Origin of the sequence: Pseudomonas putida (assembly GCA_029953615.1) — a bacterium.
In the GTDB taxonomy this organism is placed as follows: Bacteria; Pseudomonadota; Gammaproteobacteria; order Pseudomonadales; family Pseudomonadaceae; genus Aquipseudomonas.
Genome location: CP124529.1, coordinates 2,699,674 through 2,712,383, shown reverse-complemented (window position 1 = coordinate 2,712,383; position 12,710 = coordinate 2,699,674). Strand labels below are relative to the sequence as shown.

Annotated in this window: 8 protein-coding genes and 1 pseudogene; 1 reads left to right on the top strand and 8 read right to left on the bottom strand. The window is 63.6% G+C overall.

Features of this window, described 5'->3' with window-relative positions:
- Positions 1–147 precede the first annotated feature (147 nt).
- From fdhA to QIY50_12315, 7 genes and pseudogenes are all read right to left on the bottom strand, one after another.
- Positions 148–1,347, bottom strand: coding sequence for a formaldehyde dehydrogenase, glutathione-independent (gene fdhA, locus QIY50_12345; protein WGV22866.1), 1,200 nt, complete (start codon positions 1,345–1,347; stop codon positions 148–150).
- Positions 1,348–1,616: 269 nt separating this feature from the next.
- Positions 1,617–2,474: a formyltetrahydrofolate deformylase gene (gene purU, locus QIY50_12340; GenBank protein ID WGV22865.1), complete on the bottom strand. Its 858-nt coding sequence runs from the start codon at positions 2,472–2,474 to the stop codon at positions 1,617–1,619.
- 11 nt (positions 2,475–2,485) lie between these two features.
- Positions 2,486–3,118, bottom strand: coding sequence for a sarcosine oxidase subunit gamma family protein (gene soxG / locus QIY50_12335; protein WGV22864.1), 633 nt, complete (start codon positions 3,116–3,118; stop codon positions 2,486–2,488).
- A 179-nt stretch (positions 3,119–3,297) separates the two neighbouring features.
- Positions 3,298–6,316 (bottom strand): annotated as a pseudogene (locus tag QIY50_12330) (sarcosine oxidase subunit alpha).
- Positions 6,313–6,648, bottom strand: coding sequence for a sarcosine oxidase subunit delta (locus tag QIY50_12325; protein WGV22863.1), 336 nt, complete (start codon positions 6,646–6,648; stop codon positions 6,313–6,315). The pseudogene QIY50_12330 and the gene QIY50_12325 overlap by 4 nt, the downstream one beginning before the upstream one ends.
- A 14-nt stretch (positions 6,649–6,662) precedes the next feature.
- The gene (locus QIY50_12320; protein WGV22862.1) at positions 6,663–7,913 is read right to left on the bottom strand and encodes a sarcosine oxidase subunit beta family protein; all 1,251 of its coding nucleotides are present in this window, start codon (positions 7,911–7,913) and stop codon (positions 6,663–6,665) included.
- Between the two features lie 15 nt (positions 7,914–7,928).
- A complete protein-coding gene (locus QIY50_12315; GenBank protein WGV22861.1) occupies positions 7,929–9,182 on the bottom strand; it encodes a serine hydroxymethyltransferase in 1,254 nt (417 codons plus the stop codon).
- Positions 9,183–9,494: 312 nt separating this feature from the next.
- Between QIY50_12315 and QIY50_12310 the strand changes: the two genes are divergently transcribed.
- Positions 9,495–10,535 (top strand): low specificity L-threonine aldolase, encoded by a 1,041-nt coding sequence (locus tag QIY50_12310; GenBank protein WGV22860.1) that lies wholly within the window; start codon positions 9,495–9,497, stop codon positions 10,533–10,535.
- 106 nt (positions 10,536–10,641) lie between these two features.
- On the opposite strand, the gene mcpH is transcribed toward QIY50_12310, so the two are convergent.
- Positions 10,642–12,579 carry a methyl-accepting chemotaxis protein McpH gene (gene mcpH, locus QIY50_12305; GenBank protein ID WGV22859.1) on the bottom strand — a complete coding sequence of 646 codons (1,938 nt, stop codon included), beginning with the start codon at positions 12,577–12,579 and terminating at the stop codon, positions 10,642–10,644.
- Positions 12,580–12,710: the final 131 nt, after the last annotated feature.

Genomic DNA, 12,710 nt, shown 5'->3' with positions numbered 1-12,710 from the left:
GCCATTGATGCCAGAGATGAGCTTTCGACTTGCCGGCCCTTTCGCAGCTCAAGGCTGCTCCTACAGGGGACAGTGCTGGCTTTGAAGTCAATGACACAGCCATGAAAAAGCCCCTCGATGCGAGGGGCTCTTGTCAAACGACGGCCGTTACGCCGCACCCCACATCTTGTGCGGGTCGATCACAAACTTCTTCGGCACACCCGCATCAAACTCGCCATACCCTTCCGGCGCCTGATCCAGGTTGATCACCTGCACACCCACCACTTCGGCAATGTTGATGCGGTCCCACATGATCGCCTGCATCAGCTGACGGTTGTATTTCATGGTCGGGGTCTGGCCGGTGTGGAAGCTGTGCGACTTGGCCCAACCCAGGCCGAAGCGGATGCTCAGCGCGCCGATCTTGGCAGCAGCATCGACCGCGCCCGGGTCTTCGGTCACGTACAGGCCCGGGATACCGATATTGCCGGCAACGCGGGTAACCTGCATCAGCGAGTTCAGCACGGTTGCCGGCGCTTCATGCTTGGCACCTTCGTGGCCATGGCCACGGGCCTCGAAGCCTACGGCGTCGACGGCGCAGTCCACTTCCGGCTCGCCGAGGATATCGACGATCTGCTCGTGCAGTGGGGTGTCCTTGGACAGGTCGACCACTTCGAAGCCCTGGGCCTTAGCGTGAGCCAGACGAGCCTGGTTCAGGTCGCCAACAATCACGCAGGCGGCGCCCAGCAGGCGCGCCGAGGCAGCGGCGGCCAGGCCGACCGGGCCGGCACCGGCAACGTAGACGGTGCTGCCCGGGCCGACGCCAGCAGTCACGGCACCGTGGTAGCCGGTCGGCAGGATGTCGGACAGGCAGGTCAGGTCACGGATCTTCTCCATGGCCTTGTCGCGCTCTGGCAGTTTCAGCAGGTTGAAGTCAGCGTAAGGCACCAGCACGTATTCGGCCTGGCCGCCGGTCCAGTCACCCATGTCGACGTAGCCGTAGGCACCGCCTGCGCGGGCCGGGTTGACGGTGAGGCAGACACCGGTGTGCATCTCTTTGCAGGAGCGGCAACGGCCGCAGGCGACGTTGAACGGTACCGAGACCAGGTCGCCGATCTGCATGCGCTCGACGTCGCGGCCCTTCTCGACGATTTCACCGGTGATTTCGTGGCCCAGGACCAGGCCGACCTGGGCGGTGGTGCGGCCACGGACCATGTGCTGGTCGGAGCCGCAGATGTTGGTGGAGACCACCTTCAGGATCACGCCGTGCTCGATTTTCTTGCCGCGTGGGTCCTGCATTTTCGGGTAGTCGATCTTCTGCACCTCGACCTTGCCGGCGCCGAGATATACCACTCCACGATTGCCAGACATGCTCTTACCTCGCTTGATTTTTATTTATGCAGCGGTGGTTGAACGCGCCGCCATCCGGGGCGGCATGTGTTTCTGGAATGCAGGGAATTGTGGGCCTGATACGGCGGGATGCACTGACTGGAAGCGACAGGGAGATGCCTTTTAACGGCAGGGGAAATTGTGTTGGGCCATTCGCGGGCACGCCCGCTCCCACAGGTACCGCGCTAGCCTTGAGAGCAGCGCAACACCAGTGGGAGCGGGCATGCCCGCGAAGAGGCCGATACAGGTTATTACAGAACTACCGTCCGGTTGGCGTTGAGGAACACACGCCGCTCGATGTGATAACCCACTGCCCGCGCCAAGGTCAGGCACTCGATGTCGCGCCCTTTGGCAATCAGATCTTCAGGGTAATGGCTGTGGTCCACCACCTCCACGCCCTGGGCGATGATCGGCCCTTCGTCCAGGTCGTTGTTGATGTAGTGCGCCGTGGCGCCAACCATCTTCACGCCCTTGTTGTAAGCCTGGTGATAAGGCTTGGCGCCCTTGAACCCGGGCAGCAACGAGTGGTGAATGTTGATCGCCCAACCATCCAGGCGCCGGCACAGCTCCGGCGACAGCACCTGCATGTAACGGGCAAGCACCACCAGCTCCGCGCCGGTTTCTTCGATCACCTGGATCACCTTGCGCTCTTGCGCCGGCTTGTCCTTCGGGTCGAGGGCGAAGTGGTAGTAGGGAATCTTGTGCCAATGCGCCAACGGCTCGAGGTCCGGGTGGTTGGACACCACCGCGACAACGTCCATGGCCAGCTGGCCAATGCGCTGGCGATACAGCAGGTCGTTCAGGCAATGGTCAGCTTTGGACACCATGATCACCACCTTGGGGCGGTGATTGGGTGCAGTCAGCTCAAACGTCATGCCGAACGCTTCGCTGCGCTCGGCGAGGCCGGCACGGAAGCCTGCCTCGTCGAAATCGTCCGGCTGGCGGAACTCCACGCGAATGAAGAAACGCCCCGACAGCCGGTCATCGAAGGAGTGGTGCTCCGTCACGTAGCAGCGCTGCTCGAAGAGGTAACGCGTCACCACGTCGACGGTGCCGAGCATGCTCGGGCAGTCGGCGGTGAGAATCCAGGTATCCGGTGCCCGACTCATGTTCGCTCTCCTTAAGCCTCGATGCTCAGACCGTACTCGGCCGAAGCGTCTTGCAGCCACAGCCACCAGTAGTCGGCGAAGCTGCGGCGAATCACCAGCTCCCAGGTGTCTTCGGCGGTGCGGCGGATCACCAGTTGCGACTTGGCGAATACGGTGCCGACGGCCTTGCCTACCGGGAAGTTGTTCGGATGAACATCATAGCTGGTGGATTTCATCAGCACTTCGCGCACGTTCGGGCCGCGCAGTTCCAGCAGGCTTTGCCCGCCGCTGACATTGACTACCTGGATGTGCTGGCCTTCGAGGGCCGCGCGCAGCTTCTGCTCGACGGCAAACTCCTGGCCGCCCGGGACGATCAGCAGCCACTCGTCCGGCCCCATCCATTGCAGCGACATTTCGTTGTTGGCGACCACGGTCAGGGCCACTGGCAGCTCCAGGCCCAGGGCCTTGTGCACGCCGGCGGCGAATTCCGGGTCGTGGCCGTCGCCACGGATGGTCAGGTGGCCGAGGAACTTGCGTTCACGCAGGGTCACGCCTGCGTTCTTGCGGCCTTTGCCAACCAGGCTGGCCAGGTCGGCGTGGTGCAGTGGCGACTGGGCCTTGGCCTCGGCGCCGGGGTTTTGCTGGAAGACGTTGATAGCGCTCATTTCTTACCTGCCTTGAATTCTTGTTCGTCGATGCGACGCAGCTTTTGTGTTGGGGCTACCGGCCTCATCGCCGGCAAGCCAGCTCCCACAGGGAACTCACCAACCTTCAAAGCTGCATCGATCCTGTGGGAGCTGGCTTGCCGGCGATTGGGCCGGGCCTGCCCCCACAGGGCCCGGAGTCAAACGTTCTGCCGCTCACCCTTCGGATCGAAGAACACCGAAGACACGATCTCCGCCTCGATCACGCTGCCATCGGCCTGCGGCGAGTAGACACGCTCGCCCATGCGCTTGAGGCCGCCTTTGACCACACCCATTCGCGAACGAGTAGCCCAGCGAGTTGGACGCGTAGCTGGAGGTGACGTGGCCAACCATGTCCATCGGGATCGGCTGCTTCGGATCGAACACCAGCTGGGCACCTTCCGGCAGCCACTTGGTCGGATCGATCGGCTTCAGGCCTACCAGCTGCTTGCGGTTCTCGCGCACGCAGTCTTCGCGGTTCATGCCACGCAGGCCGATCCACGAGTACGGCTTGTTGCGGCCCACGCACCAGCTCATGTTCAGGTCGTCCGGGGTCATCGAGCCATCAGTGTCCTGGCCAACGATGATGAAGCCCTTCTCGGCACGCAGTACGTGCATGGTTTCGGTGCCGTACGGGGTCAGGTTGTACTTCTTGCCTGCCTCGATGATTTGTTCCAGCACGCCCATGGCGTAGTTGGCCTGCACGTTGACTTCGTACGACAGCTCGCCGGTGAACGAGATGCGGAACACCCGGGCCGGTACGCCGCCGACGTTGCCTTCCTTCCAGGTCATGAACGGGAAAGCTTCCTTGTCCATGTCGATGTCGGTCAGTTCGCTGAGCAGCTTGCGGCTGTTCGGGCCGGACAGGGTCATGGTCGCCCAGTGGTCGGTGACCGAGGTGAAGTACACCTTCAGCTCCGGCCATTCGGTCTGGTGGTACAGCTCCATCCACTGCAGTACACGCGCGGCGCCGCCAGTGGTGGTGGTCATGATGAAGTGGTTGTCGCCGACGCAGGCGGTCACGCCGTCGTCGAAGACCATGCCGTCTTCCTTGCACATCAGGCCGTAGCGGGCCTTGCCCACGTCGAGCTTGGTCCAGGCGTTGGTGTAGATGCGGTTGAGGAACTCGCGCGCGTCCGGGCCCTGGATGTCGATCTTGCCTAGGGTCGAGGCGTCCAGCAGGCCCACGCTGTCACGCACGGCCTTGCATTCGCGGGCCACGGCAGCATGGATGTCTTCACCGGCTTTCGGGAAGTACCAAGGGCGCTTCCACTGGCCGACGTCTTCGAACTCGGCGCCGTTCTTCACATGCCAGGCATGCAGGGCGGTGAAGCGTACGGGTTCGAACAGGTGACCACAGTGGCGGCCCGCTACTGCACCGAAGGTAACCGGCGTGTAGTTGGGGCGGAACATGGTGGTACCCATTTCCGGAATGGTGATGCCGATCGAACGGGCGGCGATGGCCAGGCCGTTGATGTTGCCCAGTTTGCCCTGGTCAGTACCGAAGCCCAGCGCGGTGTAGCGTTTTACGTGCTCGACCGACTCGAAGCCTTCGCGGGTGGCCAGTTCGATGGCGGCTGCGGTGACGTCGTTCTGCTGGTCGACGAACTGCTTGGGTGCGCGGGCAGTGCCTTTGTCGTGCGGCACTTGGAACAGCGCCACGGTGGCCTCTTCCTTGCGCGCAACGGTTTTCGGCAGGCTGCCAACGGTGGCCTTGAAGCCTGCTTCGGTGGCTGCGCGAACGCCGCCTTCGAAGCCATCGGCGATCACGTCGCCCAGGGCATAGACGCCGTTGATGCCACCCACGCATTCGCGTTTCTGCGGCGCATCGCCCGGTACGAAGCCGAGGATGTCTTCACGCCATACCGGGCGACCACCCAGGTGCGAAGCCAGGTGCACGATCGGGCTGTAACCACCGGAGGTAGCGATCAGGTCGCACTCAAGGGTTTCGCCCGGGCTGGTGACCTTGTGTGCCTGTACGTCGATGGCGGCCACGCGGGCGCCGGTTACGTGCTTGGTGCCCTTGGCCTCGATCACGGCGCTGGAGGTGAGGATGCGGATGCCTTTGGCACGCGCTTCTTCAACCAGCGAGCCACGCGGATTGTGGCGGGCGTCGGCGATGGCGACCACTTGCAGGCCGGCATCGTGCCAGTCCAGCGCGGCGCGATAGGCGTGGTCGTTGTTGGTCGACAGCACCAGCTTGCGGCCCGGGGCCACGCCGTAGCGGCGCACATAGGTGGACACGGCACCGGCCAGCATGTTGCCCGGCACGTCGTTGTTGCCGTACACCAGCGGGCGCTCGTGGGCACCGGCAGCCAGCACTACGCGCTTGGCACGCACGCGGTGCACGCGGTGGCGAACCTGGCCGATCGGGGCGCGGTCGCCGAGGTGGTCGGTGAGTCGCTCGTGGATGGTCAGGAAGTTATGGTCGTGGTAGCCGTTGACCGTGGCGCGTGGCAGCAGGGTCACTTCCGGCAGGCTTTCCAGCTCTTTGACCACGGCGTTGACCCACTCGGTGGCAGGCTTGCCGTCGAGGGTTTCGCGGGTGTCGAGCAGGCTGCCGCCGAACTCTTCCTGCTCGTCAGCCAGGATCACACGGGCACCGCTGCGGGCAGCGGCCAGGGCCGCGGCCAGGCCAGCAGGGCCTGCACCGACGATCAGCACGTCGCAGTGCTGGTTCATGTAGTCGTAGCTGTCCGGGTCGTTCTGCAGCGGCGCGCGGCCAAGGCCGGCGGCTTTGCGGATGTACTTCTCGTAAGTCATCCAGAACGATTTCGGGTACATGAAGGTTTTGTAGTAGAAGCCCGGCGGCATCATGCTGCCGCCCACCTTGCCAAGGATGCCCATGACGTCGTTGTTGACGTTCGGCCAGCCGTTGGTGCTGGTGGCTACAAGCCCTGCGTACAGCGCCTGCTGGGTGGCTCGCACGTTGGGGATCTGGGTGGCTTCGCTGGAGCCGATCTGCAGGATGGCATTCGGCTCTTCGGTACCGGCGGCAATGATGCCGCGTGGACGCGAATACTTGAAGCTGCGGCCAACGATATCAACGCCGTTGGCCAGCAACGCGGCGGCCAGGCTGTCACCGGCATAACCCTGGTAGGTCTTGCCGTTGAAGGTGAAGTTCAGGACCTTGCTGCGGTCGATACGGCCGCCGCTGGCGAGGCGATAGGTCTGGCTCATACTTTTTCCCCTTGGCCTTTGACGGTCGACGCGGCGCTGCTTTGCTTGCCGCTGGCGGTCACTTGCGGCTTCTCGCCAATCTTGTAGGTTTCCAGAATTTCGTAGGTCACGGTATCGCGAGTGACGTTGAAGTACTGGCGGCAGCCGGCAACGTGGTCCCACAGTTCGTGGTGAATACCGCGCGGGTTGTCACGGTAGAACATGTAGGTACCCCACTCCTCGTCGGAGCAGGCGTTGGGGTCCAGCGGGCGGGCGATGTGCGCCTGGCCAGAGGCGTGGAACTCTTCTTCGGAGCGCAGCTCGCCGCAGTGGGGACAGAAAATATGCAACATGACGGTGTCTCCGGTTAGTGGGCGACGGCGGCGGCGCCGTGTTCGTCGATCAGTGCGCCGTTGTAGAAGCGGTCCATGGAGAACGGCGCGGCCAGTGGGTGCATTTCGCCCTTGGCCAGGCTCGCGGCGAAGACGTTGCCCGAACCGGGGGTCGCCTTGAAGCCGCCAGTACCCCAACCGCAGTTGAAGAACATGTTCTTGACCGGGGTCTTGGTGATGATCGGGCAGGCGTCCGGCGAGGTATCGACGATGCCGCCCCACTGTCGGTTCATGCGCACGCGCGAGAGGTTGGGGAACATCTCGACGATAGCCTGCAGGGTGTGCTCGATCACAGGGTACGAACCGCGCTGGCCGTAGCCGACCCAGCCGTCGATACCGGCACCGATCACCAGGTCGCCCTTGTCGGACTGGCTGATGTAGCCGTGCACGGCGTTCGACATGATCACGCTGTCGATGATCGGCTTGATCGGCTCGGATACCAGGGCTTGCAGCGGGTGCGACTCCAGCGGCAGGCGGAAGCCGGCCAGCCTGGCCATGTGCCCGGAGTTACCGGCGGTGACCACGCCGACGCGCTTGGCGCCGATGAAGCCTTTGTTGGTTTCCACACCGATGACCGCGCCGTTTTCCTTGCGGAAGCCGATTACTTCGGTCTGCTGAATCAGGTCCACGCCCAGGGCGTCGGCAGCACGGGCGAAGCCCCAGGCCACGGCGTCGTGACGGGCCACGCCACCACGGCGCTGCACGGTGGCACCGAGGATCGGGTAGCGGGTGTTCTTCGAGCAGTCCAGGTACGGGATCTCGGCCGCGACCTGGGCAGTGTTCAGCAGCTCGCCATCGACGCCGTTGAGGCGGTTGGCGGAGACGCGGCGCTCGGAGTCACGCATGTCCTGCAGGGTGTGGCACAGGTTGTAGACGCCGCGCTGGGAGAACATCACGTTGTAGTTAAGGTCCTGGGACAGGCCCTCCCACAGCTTCATGGCGTGCTCGTACAGGTGCGCCGACTCGTCCCACAGGTAGTTGGAACGCACGATGGTGGTGTTACGGGCGGTGTTGCCGCCGCCCAGGTAACCCTTCTCGATCACCGCGACGTTGGTGATGCCGTGTTCCTTGGCCAGGTAGTAGGCGGTTGCCAGGCCATGGCCGCCACCGCCGACGATAACCACGTCATAGACCTTTTTAGGGGTTGGCGTGCGCCACATGCGCTGCCAGTTCTCGTGGTGGCTGAGGGAGTGCTTGAAAAGGCCGAAGCCCGAGTAACGTTGCATGGTGTGGGACTCCACTCAGCGGTAAACAGGGAAATCTGCGCACAGGGCCGCGACGTTCTTCGCCACATCGGCTTCGACGTCAGCGTCACCGAGGTTGTCGAGGATGTCGCAGATCCAGCCGGCAAGGGCCACGCACTGAGCGACCTTGAAGCCGCGGGTGGTGACGGCCGGGGTGCCGATGCGCAGGCCCGAGGTGACGAATGGCGACTGCGGGTCATTCGGCACGGCGTTCTTGTTGACGGTGATGTGCGCGCGGCCAAGGGCGGCGTCGGCATCTTTGCCGGTGAGGCCCTGGCGAATCAGGCTGACCAGGAACAGGTGGTTGTCGGTGCCACCGGAAACCACGTCGTAGCCGCGGTCGATGAACACCTGGGCCATGGCCTGGGCGTTTTCGATCACTTGTTGCTGGTAGGCCTTGAAGCCAGGCTCCAGCGCTTCCTTGAAGCACACGGCCTTGGCGGCGATCACGTGCATCAGCGGGCCGCCCTGGGCGCCCGGGAATACCGCGGCGTTCAGCTTCTTCTCGATCTCTTCGTTGGCCTTGGCCAGGATCAGGCCGCCACGTGGCCCGCGCAGGGTTTTGTGGGTAGTGGTGGTCACCACATCGGCGAACGGGATCGGGTTCGGGTACAGGCCAGCGGCAACCAGGCCGGCCACGTGGGCCATGTCGACGAACAGCAGCGCGCCGACCTTGTCGGCGATGGCGCGGAAGCGTGGGAAGTCGAGGGTCTTGGAGTAGGCCGAGAAGCCGGCAACGATCATCTTCGGCTTGTGCTCGACAGCCAGGCGCTCGACTTCGTCGTAGTCGATCAGGCCGGTGTTGGTGTCGATGCCGTACTGCACAGCGTTGTACAGCTTGCCCGAGGACGACACCTTGGCGCCGTGGGTCAGGTGGCCGCCGTGGGCCAGGCTCATGCCGAGGATGGTGTCACCGGCCTGCAGCAGGGCCAGGTAGACCGCGCCGTTGGCCGAGGAGCCGGAGTGCGGCTGGACGTTGGCGTAGTCGGCACCGAACAGCTGCTTGGCGCGTTCGATGGCCAAGGCTTCTACCTTGTCCACGTGCTCGCAGCCACCGTAGTAGCGCTTGCCCGGGTAGCCTTCGGCGTATTTGTTGGTCAGGCCGCTGCCTTGGGCCTGCATCACGCGCTTGGAGGTGTAGTTTTCCGAGGCGATCAGCTCGATGTGGTCTTCCTGGCGCTGTTCTTCGGCATTCATCGCCGCCAGCAGTGCATCGTCGTAACCCTGGATCTGGTCTTGCTTGCTGAACATCGTGTATCTCCCGGCAGCGATCATTTTTTGTCGTGGGGCACTGTGGCCCTTTGTGGCGATGTTATGACTGGGCGGGGCGGGTCAGATGCCTGCGCACGCCTTGCAATGGCGCGTTTACGACATTCGTTGTGGTGTTGGCTTCTTCGCGGGCACGCCCGCTCCCACAAGGATCTGCACAGGCCTGTGGGAGCGGGCGTGCCCGCGAAAAGGCCAGCACAGACGACAGAGCAATCTGCCGATGCACAGCTTGTATAGGCAACTGCTGAATCGATGGTTTAGAGTGCTGTTCTGCGTCGTTCACAGGACAGTGCCATGACAGACAAGAGCCAACAATTCGCCAGCGACAACTATTCCGGTATCTGCCCCGAAGCCTGGGCGGCGATGGAGAAGGCCAACCGTGGCCACGACCGCGCCTACGGCGACGACCAGTGGACCGAACGCGCCGCGGAATACTTCCGCAACCTGTTCGAAACCGACTGCGAGGTGTTCTTCGCCTTCAACGGTACCGCCGCCAACTCCCTGGCCCTGGCCTCGCTGTGCCAGAGCTACCACAGCGTGATCTGCTCCGAGACCGCCCACGTCGAAACCGACGAATGCGGCGCGCCGGAGTTCTTCTCCAACGGCTCCAAACTGCTGACCGCGCCCAGCGTCAACGGCAAGCTGACGCCGCAGTCGATCCGGGAAGTGGCGCTGAAGCGCCAGGACATCCACTACCCAAAGCCACGGGTGGTGACCATTACCCAGGCCACCGAGGTCGGTACCGTCTACCGCCCCGACGAGCTGAAGGCGATCAGCGCCACCTGCAAGGAGCTGGGGCTGAACCTGCACATGGACGGCGCACGCTTTAGCAATGCCTGCTCGTTCCTGGGTTGCAGCCCGGCCGAGCTGACCTGGAAGGCCGGCGTCGATGTACTGTGCTTTGGCGGTACAAAAAACGGTATGGCGGTGGGCGAAGCGATCCTGTTCTTCAACCGCCAGCTGGCCGAGGATTTCGACTACCGTTGCAAGCAGGCCGGGCAGCTTGCATCCAAGATGCGTTTCTTGTCGGCGCCTTGGGTGGGCCTGCTGGAAGATGGCGCCTGGCTGCGCCATGGCAATCACGCCAACCATTGCGCGCAGTTGCTTGCCTCGCTGGTGAGTGACTTGCCGGGGGTCGAGCTGATGTTCCCGGTGGAGGCCAACGGGGTGTTCCTGCAGATGCCAGAGCATGCGATCGAAGCGCTGCGCGGCAGGGGGTGGCGGTTCTATACCTTCATTGGCAGTGGCGGGGCGCGGTTCATGTGCTCGTGGGATACCGAGGAAGAGCGGGTGCGCGAGTTGGCGGCGGATATCCGCAACATCATTGGCGCCTGACAGGCCGCATTCGCGGGCATGCCCGCTCCCACAGGAATAACGTAGCCGTCGAGCGCTGCGCAGTACCTGTGGGAGCGGGCAAGCCCGCGAAGAAACCAACACTGATCTAAAGCCTGAAACCACCCATCTGCCGCGCCAGGTCATCCGCCAAGCCACGCAGCGCCTGGCACTCTTCGCGACAACCCTGCACCTCCGCCGCGGTCTCCCGCGCCAGGTCAGAAATCCCCTGCACCGTACGATTGATCTCTTCGGTCACTGCCGACTGCTCTTCGGTCGCAGTAGCCACTTGATGGTTCATGTCGCTGATGTGCTCCACCTGGTCGGTGATCGCCCCCAATGACGCCCCGGTGCGCTGGCTCGACGCCACCCCGCTACCCGTCGCCTGCTGCCCCGCCTGCATCGAACTCACCGCCGAACCCGCGCCCTGTTTCAGGCGCTGGATCATCTGCTGCACTTCGTCGGTGGACAGCTGCGTGCGCCGTGCCAAGGTACGCACCTCATCGGCCACCACGGCAAACCCACGCCCCATCTCCCCAGCCCTGGCCGCCTCGATGGCGGCATTCAGCGCCAGCAGGTTGGTCTGCTCGGAAATACTACGAATCACCGCCAGCACTTCATCGATCGAGGCTACTTCATCGGCCAACTGGCTGACCGCTTCGGCCGCCTTGCCGATATCACCCGACATACCCTCGATACCCCGGATCGAACGCTGCACCACCTCACGCGCCTGCAATGCCTCATCCCGCGCCAATTGCGAGGCCTGCGCCGCATTGCCGGCGTTCCGGGCAATGTCCTGCACGGTCAACCCCATTTCGTGCACGGCGGTAGCGACCATTTCGGTCATTTCCTGCTGGCGCCCGGAACGCTCGGCGGTGTTGTCCACCACCTGTGTCACCTGCTCGACCGCCAGGTGCAGCCGCTCGGAAGTGTGCAGTACCTCGCCGATCAACCGGCGCTGGCTGTCGAGGAAGCGGTTGAAACCACGCGCCAGGTCGCCCAGTTCGTCCTGGCGTGAATCGTCCAGCCGGTGGCTGAGGTCACCCGCGCCGCTGCCAATCTGCACCAGCGCAGCTGTGACGCGGCGAATCGGCCGCACCAGGCCACGCGCCAGCAGCACCACCAGCAGCAGCGACACCAGGGCCACGGCACCACCGATCAGGCTGGTCAGCCATACCGCCTGCTGCATTGGTGCGTAGATTTCCTCCTCCGGCACCTCGGCCACCAGGGTCCAGTTGAGATCGCGCAGGGGCAGGCCGAGCGCCAGGTAGCTTTCGCCGTCACGGCTGAAGCGGCTGCTGCGCAGGCCTTCGCCGCCGGTCATCAGCGCCTTGGCAGCATCCGCGCCCAGCTGTTCGGTGAGCTGGCGTTTACCGCTGAAGGCAGCGTCCGGATGAACCTGGATCAGGCCATCGTTACGCACCAGGAACACCTTGCCGTGCTCGCCGAATTTGAAGTCATGGATCAGCTTCGACAGCTCGGTCATGCGCAGGCCCATGCCGGCCACGCCGACCAGTTGGCCATTCTTTTCCACACGGTAGTCGATGAACAGCGCCAGCTCGCCCGTGGCACCGTCAATGTCGATGTTGATCAGGCGCTCGGCACCGCTGTCGATGTAGCCGTAGAACCATTTGTCCTTGGGGTTGCTGCGACTGAGGGTACGGTCCAGGCCATTCTCGCTGTAGTAATGGCCGGTGTCGGTCGATACGAACAGCGTGGTGAAGGCCTGGTTGCGCTGCTTGGCGGCAGCCAGGTACTCGATGAATGGTGCGCTCTGGGCAGGGTCTTCACCGGCGGCAAGCCAGTCGCGCAGCAGGGTGTTGCCGGCAATGTCAGCCGCTGCCACCAGCGGCTGGCCTAGCATGCGCTCGATGTCGTTGCGAATGGCCTCGATGCTGGCGGGTAGCGCAGTATCGACCAGGTAGCGTTCGGTGAGACGGTTGAGCGCCACCGTGAAGATGATGACCACCACCAGGATGCTCGCCAGCAAGGCGGCACCCATGCTGGTGATCAACTGCCTCTGGATGCTCTTACGCCAGATACGCATGCCCTACTCCCCGCATATTATTGTTTTGCGGAAAGTGTATACACTTGCGTATCCAGTTAATCCAGTGCTCTGAAGCAATCCGCCGCCCCTGTGGGAGCGGGTTCACCCGCGAATGCGATGGTGAAGCCACT

Bases quoted from the DNA above. Each gene is read 5' to 3' on its own strand.
- fdhA (WGV22866.1), bottom strand. From the start codon at position 1,347: ATGTCTGGCAATCGTGGAGTGGTATATCTCGGCGCCGGCAAGGTCGAG.
- purU (WGV22865.1), bottom strand. From the start codon at position 2,474: ATGAGTCGGGCACCGGATACCTGGATTCTCACCGCCGACTGCCCGAGC.
- soxG (WGV22864.1), bottom strand. From the start codon at position 3,118: ATGAGCGCTATCAACGTCTTCCAGCAAAACCCCGGCGCCGAGGCCAAG.
- QIY50_12325 (WGV22863.1), bottom strand. From the start codon at position 6,648: ATGTTGCATATTTTCTGTCCCCACTGCGGCGAGCTGCGCTCCGAAGAA.
- QIY50_12320 (WGV22862.1), bottom strand. From the start codon at position 7,913: ATGCAACGTTACTCGGGCTTCGGCCTTTTCAAGCACTCCCTCAGCCAC.
- QIY50_12315 (WGV22861.1), bottom strand. From the start codon at position 9,182: ATGTTCAGCAAGCAAGACCAGATCCAGGGTTACGACGATGCACTGCTG.
- QIY50_12310 (WGV22860.1), top strand. From the start codon at position 9,495: ATGACAGACAAGAGCCAACAATTCGCCAGCGACAACTATTCCGGTATC.
- mcpH (WGV22859.1), bottom strand. From the start codon at position 12,579: ATGCGTATCTGGCGTAAGAGCATCCAGAGGCAGTTGATCACCAGCATG.